At 73.2% G+C, this 18,346-nt stretch carries 10 protein-coding genes; 5 read left to right on the plus strand and 5 right to left on the minus strand.

Features of this window, described 5'->3' with window-relative positions; genetic code table 11:
• Positions 1 to 542: 542 nt before the first annotated feature.
• A complete protein-coding gene (locus AC07EJ_RS15175) occupies positions 543 to 1,091 on the minus strand; it encodes a MarR family winged helix-turn-helix transcriptional regulator (RefSeq protein WP_389481176.1) in 549 nt (182 codons plus the stop codon).
• Between the two features lie 121 nt (positions 1,092 to 1,212).
• Here AC07EJ_RS15175 and AC07EJ_RS15180 point away from each other — a divergent pair, with 121 nt between their 5' ends.
• Entirely contained in the window at positions 1,213 to 2,502 is a 1,290-nt protein-coding gene (locus AC07EJ_RS15180; protein ID WP_389481174.1) for an MFS transporter, read from the plus strand.
• Positions 2,503 to 2,514: 12 nt separating this feature from the next.
• Here the strand turns inward: AC07EJ_RS15180 and AC07EJ_RS15185 are convergent, their stop codons facing one another.
• Both AC07EJ_RS15185 and AC07EJ_RS15190 read right to left on the minus strand, forming a co-directional pair.
• Positions 2,515 to 4,206 carry an ATP-binding SpoIIE family protein phosphatase gene (locus AC07EJ_RS15185; RefSeq protein WP_389481172.1) on the minus strand — a complete coding sequence of 564 codons (1,692 nt, stop codon included), beginning with the start codon at positions 4,204 to 4,206 and terminating at the stop codon, positions 2,515 to 2,517.
• Positions 4,207 to 4,408: 202 nt separating this feature from the next.
• A complete protein-coding gene (locus AC07EJ_RS15190; protein WP_389481170.1) occupies positions 4,409 to 5,833 on the minus strand; it encodes an NAD(P)/FAD-dependent oxidoreductase in 1,425 nt (474 codons plus the stop codon).
• A gap of 382 nt (positions 5,834 to 6,215) precedes the next feature.
• Between AC07EJ_RS15190 and AC07EJ_RS15195 the strand changes: the two genes are divergently transcribed.
• Complete coding sequence (locus AC07EJ_RS15195) at positions 6,216 to 7,007, plus strand: TetR/AcrR family transcriptional regulator (RefSeq protein ID WP_478884373.1); 792 nt, start codon at positions 6,216 to 6,218, stop codon at positions 7,005 to 7,007.
• A 383-nt stretch (positions 7,008 to 7,390) separates the two neighbouring features.
• Positions 7,391 to 9,322, plus strand: a complete 1,932-nt coding sequence (locus AC07EJ_RS15200) for a sigma-70 family RNA polymerase sigma factor (protein WP_478884374.1) — start codon at positions 7,391 to 7,393, stop codon at positions 9,320 to 9,322.
• A 45-nt stretch (positions 9,323 to 9,367) separates the two neighbouring features.
• Here AC07EJ_RS15200 and AC07EJ_RS15205 read toward each other — a convergent pair whose 3' ends face one another.
• The gene (locus AC07EJ_RS15205) at positions 9,368 to 12,631 is read right to left on the minus strand and encodes an AfsR/SARP family transcriptional regulator (RefSeq protein ID WP_478884375.1); all 3,264 of its coding nucleotides are present in this window, start codon (positions 12,629 to 12,631) and stop codon (positions 9,368 to 9,370) included.
• A gap of 85 nt (positions 12,632 to 12,716) precedes the next feature.
• Positions 12,717 to 14,822 carry an asparagine synthase-related protein gene (locus AC07EJ_RS15210; RefSeq protein WP_393584280.1) on the minus strand — a complete coding sequence of 702 codons (2,106 nt, stop codon included), beginning with the start codon at positions 14,820 to 14,822 and terminating at the stop codon, positions 12,717 to 12,719.
• A gap of 613 nt (positions 14,823 to 15,435) precedes the next feature.
• Between AC07EJ_RS15210 and AC07EJ_RS15215 the strand changes: the two genes are divergently transcribed.
• Both AC07EJ_RS15215 and lhgO read left to right on the plus strand, forming a co-directional pair.
• Positions 15,436 to 16,863, plus strand: a complete 1,428-nt coding sequence (locus AC07EJ_RS15215) for an NsdA family TPR-like regulatory protein (protein ID WP_389481158.1) — start codon at positions 15,436 to 15,438, stop codon at positions 16,861 to 16,863.
• Positions 16,864 to 17,126: 263 nt separating this feature from the next.
• Entirely contained in the window at positions 17,127 to 18,344 is a 1,218-nt protein-coding gene (gene lhgO, locus AC07EJ_RS15220) for an L-2-hydroxyglutarate oxidase (protein ID WP_478884376.1), read from the plus strand.
• The last annotated feature ends 2 nt before the right edge of the window (positions 18,345 to 18,346 follow it).

Raw genomic sequence — 18,346 nt, forward strand, 5'->3', positions numbered from 1 at the left:
CCACCGAAGTGGGCCGGGGTTGTCAATCTGGCGTTGACTTTTGGCACGCTGTTGAGTTCTCAAGGAACGGACGCTTCCTTTGTACTCACCCGAGAGACTCTCTCAGGCTTTCCTCCGGGCAGTTTCCCTTCGGTCTTGCGTTTCCGACTCTATCAGACTCTTTCGTGTCCGATTTCCTCGGTGCCTTTCAGGTTTCCGCTCCAGCCTTTCGGCCTTTCGCGTTTCCCTTTCCGGCGGTTCCGACTCTATCAGATCCTTTCGGGCCTGATTCCCAGTCAGCAGGGCTTGTCTTCCCGGCTGTTGGGCCGTTCCGACGTCCCAAACTTTAGCGGATTTCCCCGGCGGCGCCTAATCGGGCCGCCACACCGAAATCGAATTGAATTCGGGCACGCCGAATTCGATCCCGGAGGGAGATCGTGCTGGTGATGGGGTTGCCGCTTCAGCGGCGGAGGCGCTGTCGCAGAACCGTTACAGCTCCGTGGCAACTCGAAGAACCTTACGTGTCCAGGAGGGGCATGTCAACACCATCCTGGCAACTTCTTTTAGTCGAGGTCCGTGAGACGGCCGCCGGCGTCCGGCTGGGCGTCCTCCACGCGGCGCAGCAGGCGGGTCAGGACCTCACCGAGCACTCCCCGCTCGTCCGAGGAAAGGTCCTGGAGCAGGTCCTCCTCGAAGCCGGAGGCGAGGCGCATCGCCTCGAGCCACTTGGCGCGGCCCTCGGTGGTGAGCTCGACGATGACGCGTACCCGGTTGGACTCGTCGCGGTCGCGGGTCACCAAGCCCTCGCCGACCATGCGGTCGATGCGGTGGGTCATGGCGGCCGGGGTGAGGCCGAGGCGCTTCGCCAGGTCGCCGGGGCCCATGCGGTACGGGGCGCCGGAGAGGACGAGGGCCTTGAGGACCTCCCACTCGGCGCTCGTGATGCCGAGGTTGGCGGTCTGGCGGCCGTAGGCGACGTTCATGCGCCTGTTGAGGCGGCCGAGCGCGGAGACGATGTGCTCGACCTGGGGGTCGAGGTCCTGGAACTCGCGCTGGTATGCGGCGATCTGTTCGTCGAGGGTCGGCTCGCTGTCGCCGGGGTTGTCGCCCATGGCCGCAGTATGGCACGGACCGCTTGGCATTGAAGTCCTTCGGTGTGTATTGTTTAGATCCTAACTTTAGCTTCGAAGTCTTCACTTCTAACTCCTAAGGCAGGTGAAAGTGACCAGGGCGATGGGCGCAGCGATGCGTCGGATCCAGGTGGGCAGCGCGCTGAGTTCGTTCGGCGTCGGGTTCACGGTCCCGTTCCTCTATGTGTACGTCGCTGAGGTGCGAGGTCTGGGGGCTGGAGCGGCGGGCATCGTGCTCGCCGCCTTCGCCATGGCCGCTCTGGTCGTCCTGCCGTTCACCGGACGGGCCATCGACCGGCGCGGTCCGGTGCCCGTCCTGGTCGTCGCCACGATGGTGGCGGCGGTCGGTGCCGTCGGGCTCGGGCTCGCGGGCGGTCGGACGACCGCGATCCTGTCGGCGGCGGTGCTCGGTGCGGGCACGGCCGTGATCCAGCCGGCGCTCGCCACGATGATCGTGTGGACGTCCACACCGGACACCCGTACGCGCGCCTTCGCGATGCAGTTCTTCCTGCAGAACCTCGGCCTGGGCATCGGCGGGCTCATCGGCGGCCAGATCGTCGACGAGAGCCGCCCGTCGAGCTTCACCCTGCTTTTCGGCATCGAGGCCGTGATGTTCCTGGTGCTCGCCGCGGTCGTGGGCTTCGTACGGATGCCGTACGCGCCGACGATCGGCGGGGCCGTGCCGAAGGGCGGTTCCGGGGCGGGCGGCGGGCTGCGGGCGCTGCTGCGGCACCGGGCGATGGTGCAGCTGTGCGTCCTCGGGTTCGTGCTGTTCTTCGCCTGCTACGGGCAGTTCGAGTCGGGCCTGAGCGCGTACGGCATGGAGGCGGCCGGGATCTCCCCGTCGACGCTGGGCATCGCGCTCGCCGCCAACACCGCGATGATCGTGGTCGCGCAGTTCGCGGTCCTGAAGTTCGTCGAGCGGCGCAGGCGGTCCCGGGTGATCGCCGCGGTCGGGCTCGTGTGGGCGGTCGCGTGGCTCGCGGCCGGGTACGCGGGTGTGGGGCACGGCAGCCAGGCCATGGCGACGGCCGCGTTCATCTCGACCTACGCGCTGTTCGGTCTCGGTGAGGCGATGCTGTCGCCGACCGTGGCCCCGCTGGTCGCCGATCTGGCGCCGACCGGGATGGTCGGGCAGTACAACTCGGCGTTCGCGCTGGTCAAGCAGTTGGCTCTGGCCGTCGGTCCGGCGGTCGGGGGGCCCATGGGGGCCGCGCTGCACGGTCCGTACATCGTGACGTTCGTGCTGTTCTCGCTGGGGATCACGTTCCTCGCGGTGCGGCTCGGGCGGCATCTGTCGCCCGTGCAGGACCAGCCGTCGCTGGCGAAGTCCCGCATCGTGGCGGAGGGCGGGGCTCCGGTCGAGCCGGCGCCCGCGGCCGCTTCCGTCTGAGGCGCGTCCGGACTACGGCGTGCGCGGCAGGGCGAATTCGCACCAGACCGCCTTGCCGCCGCCCGGGGTGCGCCGGGAGCCCCAGTTCGAGGCGATCGTGGCGACGATGGCGATGCCCCGGCCCGCCTCGTCGGCGGGTTCGGCGCGGCGGCGGCGCGGGAGGTGGTCGTCGCCGTCGGTCACCTCGATGATCAGGCGGCGGTCGGTGCGGCGGAGCCTGAGGCGCATGGGCGGGGTGCCGTGCTGGAGGGAGTTGGCGACGAGTTCGCTGGCCGCCAGGACTCCCAGGTCGTGCAGCTCGGGCGAGAAGCGCCAGCTGGCGAGGACCCCGGAGGCGAAGGCACGCGCGCGTGGAGCCGCTTCGACGCCGCCGAGGAGTTCCAGGGCTGCGTTGCGGAACAGCTCTCCGTCGGGTCCCGTGCGCGCCGGGTGCTGGAGGACGAGGACGGCCACGTCGTCGTCGTGGTCCGCGGTGACGCCTGCCGCGCGGATGAGGCGGTCGCACACGACCTGGGGCGTGCCGGTGGCGCCGGCGAGCGCGCGCTCCAGGGCCGCGACGCCCTCGTCGATGTCTTCGTCCCTGCGTTCGACCAGGCCGTCGGTGTACATGACGGCGGTCGAACCGGGGCCGAGCGGCACCGATCCGGAGGCGTGCAGCCAGCCGCCGGTGCCGAGCGGGGGTCCGGTGGGCTCCTCCGCCCGGTGGATCGTGCCGCTCTCGTCGCGTACGAGGATGGGGAGGTGGCCGGCCGACGCGTACACGAGGCGGCCCTCGTTCGGGTCGTGGACCGCGTAGACGCAGGTCGCGATCTGGTTGGCGTCGATCTCGATGGCGAGGCCGTCGAGGAGCTGGAGCACCTCGTGCGGCGGCAGGTCGAGGCGGGCGTAGGCGCGGACCGCGGTGCGCAGCTGGCCCATGACGGCGGCGGCGCGCACCCCGCGGCCCATGACGTCGCCGATGACGAGGGCGGTGCGGCCGCCGCCGAGGGTGATCACGTCGTACCAGTCGCCGCCGACCGCGGCCTCGGTGCCGCCCGGCTGGTACGTGGCCGCGATGCGCAGGTCGTCGGGCTGCTCCAGCTCCTGGGGCAGCAGGGAGCGCTGGAGGGTGACGGCGGTCTCGCGCTGCCGGCGCTCGCTGGCGCGCAGCCGCTCGGCGGCCTCGGCGTGGTCGGTGACGTCGGCCGCGAAGACGAGTACCCCTGAGCCGCCGGCCCCGTCATCCGCACCGTCTGCACCGGCTGTGGCACCGGCCGGCACCGTCACGGGCGTGCACGTGAACGTGTACGAGCGGCCGCCGGCCACCTTGCGGGACTTGACCGTGCGCGGCTTGGCGCTGCGCAGGACCTGGTCGAGCAGGGGCAGCAGGCCGAGTTCCTCCAGCTCGGGCAGCGCCTCGCGCGCGGGTGCACCGGCGGGGCGGTCGCCGAAGGCCGCGACGTACGCGTCGTTCACGTACGCGATGCGGTGGTCGGGGCCGTGGACGAGGGCCACGAGAGCGGGGATGCGGTCGAGGACCTCGCGTGCGGGCAGCCCGTCGATGCCGGCGCCGGGCGTGGGCGCGTCGTCGTCGGAAGGGTGTTCGTGGCGGGCGGCGGGCACGGCGCCTTCCCCTCGCTGGCTTTGGGAGACGCCATGGTCGGACCGCGCTGCCGCGCGGCGCTGCGTTCCGGGGAGCCGGGCGCTCCAGCGCGTGAAGTTCACTGTGGGGAAAGCCTCGTGAGGTCGGGTGGGGTCTCCCCTGCCCGGCCGGGAGACCAGGAGTGCGGGGAAGGGCAACGTGGCGGTCGGTCCGCCCACGGTCAGGGGCCGGCCAGGGTCAGGGGCCGGGGGTCATGGGCCAGTCTGACCGACCGGACCGACATCCGTCAGACGCCGGTCCTTGAGGGGGAGTTCCTTGGTCCGGTCAGGTCGACCCCTTCGGGTCCTTCGGCGGGTTCGCCGGGGGGCTGCCCGGCGGGTTTGCCCCGGCCGCGAGTTCGAACTCCGCACGCGGGCGTTCGAGCGAGCCGAGGGAGACGATTTCGCGCTTGAAGAGCCCGGTGAGTATCCATTCGCTCAGGACACGGGCCTTCCGGTTCACGGTCGGCACCCGGCTCAGGTGGTAGACGCGGTGCATGAACCAGGCAGGGTAGCCCTTCAGCCTGCGTCCGTAGACGTGGGCGACACCCTTGTGCAGGCCGAGCGAGGCGACCGAGCCGACGTATTTGTGCTCGTAGTCCGTCAGGGGCTCGCCGCGCAGGGAGGCCGCGATGTTGTCGCCGAGGACCGTGGCCTGACGGACCGCGTGCTGGGCGTTGGGCGCGCATTCCTTGCCCTCCTCGCCGGCCGTGATGTCGGGGACGGCTGCCGCGTCGCCCGCGCCCCAGGCGTGCGGGGCGCCGTCGACGGCGAGCTGGGCGGTGCAGGTGAGGCGACCGCGTTCGTTGCGCGGCAGATCGGTCGCGGCGAGCAGGGGGTGCGGTTTGACGCCCGCGGTCCACACGACGGTGCGGGTCGGGAAGCGGGAGCCGTCGTCGAGGACGGCGACGCGGTCCTCGCAGGATTCGAGCCGTGTCCGCAGGCGTACGTCGATGTTGCGGCGCCGCAGTTCGCTGACGGTGTACCGGCCCAGCTCCTCGCCGACCTCGGGGAGGATGCGGTCGCTGGCCTCCACGAGGATCCATTTCAGGTCGTCCGCGGTGACGTTGTGGTAGTAGCCGGCGGCGTAGCGGGCCATGTCCTCGAGCTCGCCGAGTGCCTCCACACCGGCGTAACCGCCCCCTACGAAGACGAAGGTGAGGGCCGCGTCGCGGATGGCGGGGTCGCGGGTCGAGGAGGCGATGTCCAGCTGTTCGATGACGTGGTTGCGCAGGCCGATGGCCTCTTCGACGGTCTTGAATCCGATGCCGTGGTCGGCGAGGCCGGGCACGGGCAGGGTGCGCGAGACGGAGCCGGGGGCCATGACGAGCTCGTCGTACGTGATCTCGACGGCGCCGGTGCCCTCCTCCTCGGTGGCCAGCGTGGTGAAGGTGGCGGTGCGCTTGCCGTGGTCGACCGACGTGACCTCGCCGACGATGACGTGGCACCGGCCGAGGACGCGGCGCAGCGGCACGACGACGTGGCGCGGCGAGATGGATCCGGCGGCGGCCTCGGGCAGGAAGGGCTGGTAGGTCATGTACGGGTCGGGGGTGACGACGACGATCTCGGTCCGGCCGCTTCTCAGTTCCGGTTTGAGTTTCTGCTGGAGGCGCAGGGCGGTGTACATCCCGACATAGCCGCCCCCTACGACGAGGACGCGCGTACGCGGGACTTCCGGGGCCGTCCCCCGGGAAGAAGCAGTCTTCGGCATCGGCACCATCCCATGACGCATCGGCCACTTGAGTTTGTCCACAGCCCCGGCAAATTGTGTGACCGGCGGCGGAGACGGCCGCCGGGTGGGCGAATTGCCGGAGTACGGGGAATATCCGCAGGTCAGCGCACATGTAGCGGGTGAGGTGCGGGGGTGCAATCGGGGTGGAATCGTCGCGTACTCCGTTCGTGGGGCGCTCCGTGCGGAACCTGCCCCTTCTGAATTGACTCCGGCTCAACTATGTTCGTGTGCTGTCGGGGTGTCGGGGGATGCGCTGACGGATCCGTCGGACGGGTCCGTGGAACTGGCTTGTTCCTCACGCCCCGGTTGCCAATGGCGGGGAGAGTCTCCGGGGGGAGACGTCATTACCGGGGGAACACATATGCACATTCAGGACTCTCAATGGACTTCTGCAGCTTCCGCTTCGGCCGTGGCCGGCGGACCGGCCACCGCAGCGGGCGGTAACGGGCGCGGCATGGGCGACAGTTCACGGGCGGCGCCGCTGCGCGTTGATGCCCAGCGCAATCTGGAGCACGTGCTGCGCGCGGCGCGCGAGGTCTTCGGCGAGCTGGGGTACGGCGCGCCGATGGAGGACGTGGCGCGGCGGGCCCGGGTCGGTGTCGGCACGGTGTACCGGCGCTTCCCGAGCAAGGACGTACTGGTGCGGCGCATAGCCGAGGAGGAGACCTCCCGGCTGACCGACCAGGCGCGGGCCGCCCTCGGTCAGGAGGACGAGCCGTGGTCGGCGCTGTCGCGCTTCCTGCGCACGTCCGTCGCCTCGGGCGCGGGGCGGCTGCTGCCTCCGCAGGTGCTGCGCGTCGGCGTCGCCGACGAGCGGGCCGACGCGGGCGCGGTCCGGGACGAGACGCGGGTTCCGCAGCAGCGGCACGCCGTCGTCCCGCCCGAGCTGCGTCTCGTGGAGCAGCGGCCTGCCCCGGTCGCCGAGGCGGTGCCGGCCGACGACGCGGGCGCCGCGGAGCTGCTCGAGGTCGTCGGGCAGCTCGTGGACCGGGCGCGCGCGGCGTCGGAGCTCCGCGCGGACGTGACGGTGGCGGACGTGCTGCTGGTCATCGCCACGGCGGCGCCTTCGCTGCCGGACCCCGCACAGCAGGCCGCGGCCTCGTCGCGGCTTCTGGACATCCTGCTCGAAGGGCTCCGTTCGCGGCCCAAGTAGGGGCCCGCGCGGGCGCTCACGCAGGGGCCCGAGTAGCCGCCCGCGTAAGAGCTGGGCGGAGTTGGGCGCGCGCCGGGGGCGGTGCGGGGTTCTGGGCGTGTGATCGACGTCTGGGGTGCCGCGCGGGTCGTCGGTGCGCGCTGCGTGCGGGGACGGGTCAGGTGTGGGGGTCGGCCGTGGGTGGCGCGTGTGCGTCGCGCGCGGCCAACTCCCGTTTTTGACAAGTCCGTTGACCGCTACCCGTACGAGTGAAAGCTAGTGCTTCGTTGTACTAAGTCTCCACGGATGAGTGGTTGACGAGGACTGGCAGGCGGTGTGGGCCGCCCGTGTGGCACTCTTTCCCGCGTGTTCGGGTCTGAGTGTGCGGTCGGGGGCTTTCCGCGATGAGCGTTGACGGGCGGGACGAGCCACTCGAGAGCAGTGGTGCGGGCGACACCGGGACCGGCGGGCTGCCCGCGCGGCAGGTGCCGAGCCAGGGCGGTCCACTCCGGGGCGGGTCACCGGGCTCCGGCCCCTCCAAACCCTCAGCCGTCTCCGTACCCTCACCCAGCTCCGAACCCTCACCTCCCGACGCCGACCCGAGCGTCCCGCAGCAGCGCGAGCCCGGTGTGGATTCGGGCACGTCCGTCCGGCCGCCCCCGCGGGCAACGCCTCCGGCGGACGCCGACCTGATCGCCCGTATGCGGTCCGGCGACGACACCGCATACGAGGAGCTGTACCGCCGGCACTCGACCGCCGTCCACCGCTACGCCCGCACCTGCTGCCGGGACGGGCACACCGCCGACGACCTCACCGCCGAGGTGTTCGCCCGCATGCTGCAGGCCGTGCGCGGCGGCAGCGGGCCCGAACACGCGGTGCGCGCCTATCTGCTGACCACCGTGCGCCGCGTCGCCGCGGGCTGGACGAAGTCGGCGAAGCGCGAGCATCTGGTCGAGGACTTCGCCGTGTTCGCCCAGCAGGCCGCCCGCTCCAGCGAGGTGTCCGACGACGACACGCTGGATCTCGGTGCCGACGTCCTCGCGATGCACGAGGCCGAGCAGTCCATGGCCATGCAGGCCTTCCGTTCTCTCCCGGAGCGCTGGCAGGCCGTCCTGTGGCACACCGAGGTCGAGGACGAGTCGCCCAGCGAGGTCGCCACGCTCTTCGGCCTCGACGCCAACGCCACACGCGTGCTGGCCAAGCGCGCCCGCGAGGGCCTCAAGGAGGCGTACCTCCAGGCCCATGTGAGCACCACCCTCACCCAGGACGAGGAGTGCGCGCGCTACGCCGACCGGCTCGGCGCGTACGCCCGCGGCAGCCTGCGCACCCGGGCCGAACGGGGGCTGCGCAAGCACCTGGAGGAGTGCGCCAAGTGCCGGCTCGCCGCCGGTCAGATCAAGGAAGTCGCCAGCGGGATCCCCGGTGTCGTGCCGGTCGCGGTCATCGGCTGGTTCGGTGCCGCCGGGTACGCGAAGGTGGTCGCGCTCATCGGGGGCGGCGCCGCGAGTGCGGCGGGCGCCGGTGCGGCGGCCGCCGCGGGCGGGGGCGCCGCGGCGTCCGAGGGGCTCGGCGCGCCCGTGAAGGCGGGTATCGCGGCCGGTGTGGTCGCGGCGGGCGTGGCCGTGGCGGTGGCGATCGCCCTGGCGGGCGACCCGCAGAAGCCCAAGCCGGAGGCGCACAAGGAGAAGCCGGCGGTCTCGCAGCCCATCACCCCGCCGAAGCCGACGCCTCCCCCGAAGCCGAAGCCCGAGCCGCCGGCCCCCCAGCCGACGCCTCCCCCCGAGCCCGCGCCGAAGCCGACCCCCACTGCGAAGCCGACGCCGAAGCCCACACCCAAGCCGACGCCGCCTCCGAAGCCGGCGCCCAAGCCCACTCCGAAGCCGCCCCCTCCCCCGCCCGCCCCGGCCGTCTACCAGCTGAACCAGCTGACGTACGCCGGACTCGGCGACGGCACGAAGCCGGAGATCCGGCCCGGCGCGAGCAGCTGGGTGTGGCAGCGGTGGGGCCTGCGCATCGCGGACAAGGAGTACGCGAACGGGGTCACCGTCCACTCGAACTCCTCCGTGACCATCGACCTCAACCGCACGTGCACCGCGTACGACGCCTTCGCCGGTGTCGACGACATGACGCTCGGCACGGGCGCGGTGCGGTTCTCCGTGTACGCGGACGGGGTGCGCCTGTGGAAGTCGCAGGTGCTCAGGGGTGGGGACCCGGCCGTTCCCGTTCATGTGGATCTCGCGGGGCACAAGGCGATCCGGCTGGTCACCGAGCCGCAGACGAGCTTCGACTCGCTCGCGGTCGGGGACTGGGCGGAGTCCCGGTTCACGTGCCGGTGAGTTCCGGCCGATGCGTGAGTGGTCCTGGCTGAGGCGTGAGCGGTCCTAGTCGAAGCGGCGGACGCGTTCCGTGAGGAACGTGACCGCCTCGGCCGCCGTGTGCCCCGCTCCCGCGGCGCGCGCATCGGCGTACTTGTCGGCGCCCAGCGCTGCGGCCGCCGCCGCTCCCAGCGCCTCGATCTCGGCGCGTTCGGGCAGCGGGCGCTCGGCGCCGCCGAGCCAGCCGTCGGACGCGGCCACCAGCCGTACCGCCCCCTCCGTGTCGCCCAGCTGGGCCAGGAAGAGTGCCCCACGGCCCGCGAGGCCCGCGTTGACGATCTCCGCGCAGCGGTTCTCGACCGCGTACCACAGGGCGTCGGTGAGGACCGCGAGGCCGCGCGCGGGCCCCGACTCGGCCGCGGTGATCCGCGCGTCGACACCCCGTACGGCCGCCGTGAACTGCGCCGGCGGCGTTCCGCGCGACGACTCCCTGGCCGCCTCGTCGCACAGCGCGCGGGCCCGTGCCACCTCGCCGTCCTCCACCGCCATGATCGCGTTCAGGAGGTGCACGTACGCGTGGGGGTCCGGCACCCCGTACCGGTCGGCCTCTCCGCTCGCCTCGGCCAGGAGCTTGCGGGCCGCGTCGTGTTCGCCGGAGCGGTAGGCGATCTCTCCGAGCCGGGCGATGAGGAAGGGTGCCTCCGCGTAGGCGCCCACCTCGTAGGCGAGGCGCAGCGCCTCCTCGAACTCGCCCTTCGCCTCGCCGAACCGGCTGCGCGCGATGGCCGCCTCACCGGCCGCGCTGCACACCTGGGCCCGCATCCACCGGTCCCCGACGCGGCGGCTGATGGCCCGCAGTTCGGCGACGTCGTCGTCGACGCCGGTGAGGTTGCCCGGCCCGTCGACGGCCGTGTGCGTACGGAACATGAGGGTGACGCCGATCTCCCACTCGCCGCCGTACTCCCGGCAGTTGGCGACGGCCAGGTCGAGGGCGGCCCTGACGCCTTCCGGGTTGTCCAGGAAGTGCACGGTGAACGGCCAGATGATGCCGGGGAAGCGTGCCCCCGCGGGACCGGACCGCGCGAAGACGTCGCGCACCCGCATGAGGTATTCCCGGTCGGCCTCCCCGCGCAGGGCGCTCTCGGGTTCGGACTGGGCCACGAAGAAGATGTGCAGGAGGCGCAGCTCCATGAGAGGCCAGTACAGCGGGTCGTCCTCGTCCGCCAGGTCGCCCGCGGCGGGGAACGTCCGCCCGTCGGACCGGGGGGCCCGGCAGTCGGAGGGGGCCGGGCGCTCGGGGCGGGGCGTCGGGAGCAGCTGCTCCAGGATGTGGCCGACCCATTCGGCGCCCTCCTTGCGGTAGTTGCGCAGCCACCAGAACCAGCCGGTGGCGAGGGCGAGTCCGACCGCGGATTCGGTGTCGCCGGTGACCGTGGAGCGGTGGAGGGCGGCGCGGAGGTTGTCGAGGTCCGTCTCCAGGCGGTCGATCCACGGGAGTTGTTCGGCGGAGCGCAGGAGCGGGTCGGCCTTCTCGGCGAGGGCGCGGAAGTAGGCGGTGTGGCGCCGGCCGGCCTCGGTGCGCAGCTGCGGTGTCTCTGCGGCGCGCTCGGTCGCGTACTCGTGGATCGTCTCCAGCATCCTGTACCGCATGCTGCCGTCGCCCGGGGTGGCCACCAGGAGGGACTTGTCGACGAGCGCGCCGATCAGGTCCGACGCCGGTCCGGTGCAGACGGCCTCCGCGGCTTCCAGGTCCCAGCCGCCGGCGAAGACGGACGCCTCGCGCAGCACCGTGCGCTCCTGCTCGTCGAGGAGGTCCCAGGACCAGTCGACGACCGCGCGCAAGGTCTGCTGGCGGGGCAGAACGGTGCGGCTGCCGCTGGTCAGGAGGCGGAAGCGGTCGTCGAGGCGGTCCGCGATCTGGCGGGGTGTGAGGAGTCGGAGGCGGGCGGCGGCCAGCTCGATGGCGAGGGGCAGGCCGTCCAGGCGGCGGCAGATCTCGGCGACGGCCTCGGGGTCGCCGTCGACGTCGAAGTCGGGCCGGACGGCGCGGGCGCGCTCCGCGAACAGGCGGTGCGCCGGGTCAGGCGGCAGAGGTTCGACGGGGCGCACGGACTCGCCGGGCACGCCCAGGGGTTCGCGGCTGGTGGCGAGGACCGTGAGGCCGGGGCAGTGGGTGAGGAGGGTTTCGGCGAGCGCGGCCGCGGCGCCGATGACGTGTTCGCAGTTGTCGAGGATCAGGAGCAGGCTGCGCTGGGCGCAGTGCTCCACGAGCAGTGCCACGGGGTCGTCCTGCGGCGCGGAGTGCTCGCTGGTCATCAGGACGGTCTCGCGCAGGCCGAGGGCGCTGACGACGGCGCCGGGCACGGCCTCGGGCTGGTCGAGCGGGGCGAGCTCGGCGAGCCAGGCGCGGGGGTGTTCGGCGGCGGCTTCCTCGGCGAGGCGGGTCTTGCCGGAGCCGCCGGGTCCGGTGAGGGTGACGAGGCGGGCCGCTTGCAAGTCTGAACGGATGGCGTCGAGTTCGGGTTCCCGGCCGACGAACGAGTTGAGGCGGGGCCGCAGATTGCCGTCGCGCTGCGGCTGCCGCGGCGGTGCCTGGCGGCCGGGGGCGCGGGCCGGGGTGAGCAAGTCGGCGTGCAGGGCCGCCAGTTCGGGACCGGGGTCGGCGCCGAGGCCGTCGGCGAGGGCGCGGCGGGCGCTCTCGTAGGCGGCGAGCGCGTCGCCGCCACGGCCCGCGTCACGCAGGGCGCGGATGAGGAGGGCGTGCAGCGGCTCGTCGTACGGGTGGGCGTGCGTGAGTTCCGTCAGCTCCGGTACGACGTCCGCGGCGCGGCCGAGCCGCAGATCGGCCTCCACGCGCGCGCGTGCCGCTTCGAGGCGCTGGGCCTCGAAGCGGGTCGCGGCGGTGCGGTCGGCGAGGTCGGCGAGTGCCGGGCCGCGCCACAGGGCGAGCGCGTCGCGCAGGGTGCGGGACGCGGTCGCCGGGTCGTGGGCCGTGAGGGCGGCCGTGCCCTCGCGGACGAGGCGCTCGAAGACGTACAGGTCGACGTCGTCGGGGCGGGCGGCGAGGCGGTAGCCGCCGCCCGCCTCGGAGGTGACGGCGTCCTTGCCGAGGGCGCGGCGCAGCCGGCCGACGAGGGCCTGGAGTGCGGCGGTCGCGTCGGCCGGTGGCTCGTCGGCCCAGACGTCGTCGATGAGCGCGTCCGCGGGGGCGGTGCGGCCCGCGTGCAGCGCGAGTGACGCGAGCAGGGCGCGCAGCCGCTGTCCGCCCACGGGCAGGGGTGTGCCTTGATCGTCGTACGCCTCGGTGACGCCCAGGATTCGGTACCGCACTGGTCCATTCTCACGGTCGGGGCGGGCTCAGTCGCGCGGATTCCGGTTCGGGGAGTTCGAAGACAGCCCCCAGGGGTGCGGCTCTTCAGCGCCCGGCGCCCAGTGCGCCCCGCTGCGGTGCGACGCTCCCGGTGGGGACGGCGCGCTGGCGGGCCGGGGTGCCGGTCCAGCAGGTGCCGCGGCGGGCGATGAGGCGGCGCAGCCAGAGTTCGAGGGAGACGAGGTCGGCGAGGCCGTCCAGCGGCAGGGGTTCGCCGTCGGCCGCCGCGCGCAGGGCCTTGCGGACCACGCGGGCCTCGATCAGGCCGGTCTGGGCGAGGAGCGGGGTGTCGAAGAGCTGGACGAGGTGGTCACAGGAGACGCGCAGGCCGGTGCGGGCCGCCGCGGCGGACGAGGCGTGCGAGGGTGCGCCCCAGCCCGGCGGGAGTTCGCTGACGCCGGCGCCTTCGAGGACGGTACGCAGGATGTCGGCGCGGGCGCCGGGCCTGACGCGGAGAGCCTCGGGGAGGGCGCGGGCGGCGCGTACGACCTGGTTGTCGAGGAAGGGGGCGTGCAGGCGTTGGAAGCGGACCTCAGCGGCCTGTTCGAGGACGCGCAGGTCGGCAGCGTGGCGGGCGAGCGCGGCGCGGGCCCGGAAGGTGCCGGGTCGCTGCCCCGGTCCTGGCCCCGGACGCGTCGCGCCGTCCTGGAGGCGAACCGATACTTCAGCGAGGGCCTCGCCCGTCAGCCAGCGCGCGGCGGGCCCAGGTCTCGCCCAGGCGAGGGCCGCGAGCGATGCGCCGACGGCGCCCGCTTCACCGACCGGATCGTCGAAGTTCCGCTGCAGCAGCCGCTCCGCGAGGCTTTCGATGCCCGCCCTGTACGGCGTGCGGGCCAGCTTGCGCGCCGCGCCGTACACGCGCGCGGGCACCAGCACGGAGCCGCCGTCCGCCTTGGCGAGCGCGGCGACCGGCTTGACCATGTGCCGCCGGCGCCGGTCCATGAGGAGGTCGGCGAGGCGGGCCGGGTGCGCGTCGAGGACCTGGCGGGCGCCATAGCCGGTGAAGTGGTCGGCGCTGCCGGAGAGGAGGCGCGTGCGGTGGCGGGCGGCGGTGATCAGGGAAGGGCCGGGCTCGTCGGTGAGGGGGCCGTCCAACTCGGCGTAGGGGAGCGCCTCTTCGCCCGCGGTGACGACGATGTGGTGCAGCCGCGGGTTCGCGGCGATGGCGCCCGCGCGCTGGAGTTCGGCCTCGCGTCCTTGGGCGCCCGCGGACAGGTCGTTGAAGGTGACGGCGAGGAGGCGCTCGCCCGCGCCCGTGCCGTGGCCGAGGACCGTGCCGGGCAGTCCGGGCAGTCCGGCCGCCAGCAGCGCGAGGGTTCCGGACGCGGGTCCTCCGGAGAGGTCTGCGCCGATGCCGGGTACGGGCATGCCGCGGGCCGCGCGCCGCTCGGCGGGGCCCATGCCGGGGACGGGTCCCGGGTCGATGTCGGCGCCGGGGACGTGCCGGGGCGCGGCGAGCCGGGCGCGTACGGCCTCGACGAGCGCGTCGCGCAGGGCGTCCACCGCGCCGGTGGGGTCCGCGGAGGGCGCGGCGACGGCGAGCGACGCGACCGGTTCGTAGCCGGCGATCTCGCGGGCACCGGCGCGCAGGATCAGCGCGTGGCCCGGCGGGATGCGGCGTACACCCTGGTACGGCGTCGAGTCGTGCAGGGCTTCCGGCACGTCGGGGGCGGCGAGCAGGGCTGCGAGATGGCCGATGTCGAGGTGGGCCTCGATGAGGTCGGCGAGCGGCAGGGCGGCCGTCGCGTACGCGGTGCCGCCGGCCCAGGGGGTGTAGAACACGGGCCGCGCGCCCGCCAGATCGCCGGCGATCATGAGGCGCCTGCCGACCTGGACGACCGCGGTGTAGCTCCCGGACCAGGCGGTGAGGTGACGCAGGGCGCCGCCGCGCGCGGCGAACAGGCCGACCCGCAGCTGCTCGTCGGTGGCGCCGCAGGTGCCGAGCACGGCGATTCGGGTCTGCTCGTCGGCGCTGACGATCCTGACCTCGTCCGGGCGCCAGTCGCCGACCGCCCACAGCGGATCGGGGTCACCCCACAGGAGCTGGGAGCCCACGGGGTGGACGGTCTCCCCGTCGGGTCCGGTCGAGCCCGCGGACCCGAACCGCACGGGCCCGGCGGCGGTACTGCTCCACCCCACCAACCACCGCATCGCCGCCTCCACAGGTTGTGGACAGAACCTCGTCAGAGGAATCAGAGGGAATCACAGGAACAGAGTCCCCATGCTGCCACGAAGGAGGCGTACGGGAGGGGCGACCGGGCGGCACGTGCGCCACCGAATGCGCCCCTTTCGAGCGGCAGTTGAACCCCCCAAGGGCCGCTCGGAGGCATCGGTGACGCCGCACGGCACCGTCGATATTCGGCCAAATCGACTGTGGATGGCCAGACCTGGGCACACCACATCGGCCACGGCGCGCAACGCACGGTCCGGGAGGCGCCCTGCACCTCCCGGACCGGTCCGCCGCCCGCGGGGATGAAGGCGGCGGTGTCCCCCAGCCCGCTGGATCCAGTACAGCGGGCCGACCCACGCACCATCCATGGAAGCGCTCCCCCCATGGCCGCAGAAGAGCGCACACCCGGGCGCACGGCCACACGGGCGGAGCACACCGTGCCGGCACCGCCCCGGACACGTACTCCCGTGCGGACAATATTCCCGCCATCCGGAACTATGCCCCTTAACGCTTGGGATCCGGCGAACTACGCTGGGTGTACGAATGCCGCGCGGTTATGCCACTGCGGCAGCCGGCTGTGTCGAGGGGTGGCGCATGTCCAGGGAGCAACGCGGGCCGAACGAGAAACTCGGCACCGTTCTCGCCCTCGCGGGAATCAGCAACGCAGGCCTGGCGCGACGGGTCAACGACCTTGGCGCGCAACGCGGTCTGACGCTTCGCTACGACAAGACCTCGGTGGCCCGCTGGGTCTCCAAGGGCATGGTGCCGCAGGGCGCGGCGCCGCACCTCATCGCCGCCGCGATCGGCCAGAAGCTGGGCCGGCCCGTGCCGCTGCACGAGATCGGCCTGGCGGACGCGGATCCCGCGCCCGAAGTGGGCCTCGCCTTCCCGCGCGACGTGGGGGCGGCGGTGAAGTCGGCGACGGAGCTGTACCGACTCGACCTCGCGGGCCGCCGCACGGGCGGCGGCATCTGGCAGTCGCTGGCCGGATCCTTCGCGGTGAGCGCGTACGCGACGCCCGCCTCCAGATGGCTGATAACGCCGGCCGACTCGTCGGTCGCACGCGATGCCCAGCCACCGGAGAGCGGCGGGGACAACACGCCGCAGAAGGTCGGCCACAGCGACGTCCGGAAGCTGCGCGAGGCGGCGGAGGACGCACGGCGCTGGGACTCCAAGTACGGGGGCGGCGACTGGCGTTCGTCGATGGTCCCCGAGTGCCTGCGGGTCGAGGCGGCCCCACTGCTGCTCGGCGCGTACTCGGACGACGTGGGGCGCGCCCTGTTCGGGGCGAGCGCCGAACTGACGCGCCTGGCCGGGTGGATGGCGTTCGACACGGGCCAGCAGGAGGCGGCGCAGCGCTACTACATCCAGGCGCTGCGGCTCGCGCGCGCGGCGGCGGACGTGCCCCTGGGGGGCTACGTACTGGCGTCGATGTCCCTCCAGGCGACGTACCGCGGGTTCGGCGACGAGGGGGTGGACCTCGCGCAGGCCGCCCTGGAGCGCAATCGCGGGCTGGCCACCGCCCGGACGATGAGCTTCTTCCGGCTCGTGGAGGCACGCGCGCACGCGCGCGCCGGTGACGCGCACGCCGCGGGGGCCGCGCTGCGGGCCGCGGAGGGCTGGCTGGAGCGGGCGCGCGACGGGGACCACGACCCGTCGTGGCTCGGCTTCTACTCGTACGACCGCTTCGCCGCCGACGCCGCCGAGTGCTACCGCGACCTGAAGGCGCCCCGCCAGGTGCGGCGCTTCACGGAGCAGGCGCTGTCGAAGCCCACGGAGGAGTTCGTGCGCTCGCACGGGTTACGCCTCGTGGTGTCGGCGGTCGCCGAGCTGGAGTCGGGCAATCTGGACGCGGCGTGCGAGCAGGGCACGCGGGCGCTGGAGGTGGCCGGGCGGATCTCGTCGGCCCGGACGACCGAGTACGTGAAGGATCTGCTGCACCGCCTGGAGCCGTACGGGGACGAGCCGCGCGTGGTGGAGCTGCGGGAGCGGGCGAGGCCGCTCCTGATGACGCCGGCGTAGGGCCTCTCGTTTGGATCAGGCCGGATCAGGGAGCGGGGGCATGGGGGTGCCCCCTGCTCGAGCGCAGTCGAGAGCTTGGGGGAGTCGGCGAGTGACGACAACGCCGCAGATGTGCGTGCCAGACCCCGCGAGCCCGGCGTGATCCAAACGAGAGGCCCTAGGGCAGCAGTGTGAAGGAACCGGTGCAGCCGAAGGGCCACCGCCCGGGTTTGAACGCGTTGTCAGTGGCGCAGTGCAGTATCGGGGGCGGGAGGTGAGGCACGGTGACGACGAGCGGGTACGACTGCGATGTGCTGGTGATCGGCGGCGGGATCGTCGGTCTGTCGACGGCGTACGCCTGCGCGCGCGCAGTGCCGGGCACCCGGGTGACCGTCCTGGAGAAGGAGCACGGCCCCGCCAGACACCAGACGGGGCGCAACAGCGGGGTCATCCACAGCGGTGTGTACTACCGCCCCGGCTCGCTCAAGGCCCGCTTCGCGGTGCGGGGCGCGGCCGAGATGGTCAAGTTCTGCGAGGAGTACGGCGTCGCGCACGCGGTCACCGGCAAGCTGATCGTGGCCACCGAGCGCGACGAGCTGCCCCGCCTGCACGCCCTGGTCCAGCGCGGCCGGAAAAACGGGATTCCGGTGCGGGAGCTGGGCCCCGCCCAGATCGGCGAGTACGAGCCGTATGTGCGCGGCCTCGCCGCGATCCACGTGGGCACGACGGGCGTCGCCGACTACGTGTCCGTGGCCCGGCATCTCGCCGAGGCCTCGGGCGCGGACATCCGGTACGGCGCGGAGGTGGTGCAGATCGACCGCCGCGCGGAGCGTGGTGTCGCGGTGCGCACGGCCGCCGGGGACGTCGTCCGGGGGCGCGTCCTGGTGAACTGCGCGGGGCTGCACTGCGACCGGATCGCCCGGCTCGCGGGGGACGACCCCGGCATGCGGATCGTCCCCTTCCGGGGTGAGTACTTCGAGCTGGGCCGCCCCGAGCTGGTGCGCGGCCTGGTCTATCCGGTGCCGGACCCGGCGTTCCCCTTCCTCGGCGTCCATCTCACGCGCGGCATCGACAAGAGCGTCCACGTCGGTCCGAACGCGGTGCCCGCGCTGGCCCGCGAGGGCTACGACTGGTCGACGGTCAGACCGCGCGAGCTCGGCGCCACGCTGGCCTGGCCCGGCTCCTGGCGGATAGCGCGCCGGCACTGGCGGTACGGGGCCGGGGAGCTGCGCCGCTCGGTGTCCCGGGACGCGTTCACGGCGGCGGTGCGCAGGCTGCTGCCCGCGGTGACCGCGGACGACCTGGTGCCCGCGCCCGCCGGCGTCCGGGCGCAGGCGGTCCTGCGGGACGGGACCCTGGTCGACGACTTCCTGATCCGTGAGGCCCCGCGCACGGTGCACGTGCTGAACGCTCCGTCCCCCGCGGCGACGGCCGCGCTCCCGATCGGCCGCGAGGTCGCCCGGCGGGCCCTGGCCGCGCTCGGGCAGCGCCCGGACACGTAAAA

The sequence above is a fragment of the Streptomyces sp. NPDC045026 genome (assembly GCF_056432625.1).

Coding starts and splice junctions, on each gene's coding strand:
- AC07EJ_RS15190 (WP_389481170.1), bottom strand. CDS start 5,833: ATGCCGAAGACTGCTTCTTCCCGGGGGACGGCCCCGGAAGTCCCGCGT.
- AC07EJ_RS15200 (WP_478884374.1), top strand. CDS start 7,391: ATGAGCGTTGACGGGCGGGACGAGCCACTCGAGAGCAGTGGTGCGGGC.
- AC07EJ_RS15210 (WP_393584280.1), bottom strand. CDS start 14,822: ATGCGGTGGTTGGTGGGGTGGAGCAGTACCGCCGCCGGGCCCGTGCGG.
- AC07EJ_RS15195 (WP_478884373.1), top strand. CDS start 6,216: ATGCACATTCAGGACTCTCAATGGACTTCTGCAGCTTCCGCTTCGGCC.
- AC07EJ_RS15180 (WP_389481174.1), top strand. CDS start 1,213: ATGGGCGCAGCGATGCGTCGGATCCAGGTGGGCAGCGCGCTGAGTTCG.
- AC07EJ_RS15175 (WP_389481176.1), bottom strand. CDS start 1,091: ATGGGCGACAACCCCGGCGACAGCGAGCCGACCCTCGACGAACAGATC.
- AC07EJ_RS15215 (WP_389481158.1), top strand. CDS start 15,436: ATGTCCAGGGAGCAACGCGGGCCGAACGAGAAACTCGGCACCGTTCTC.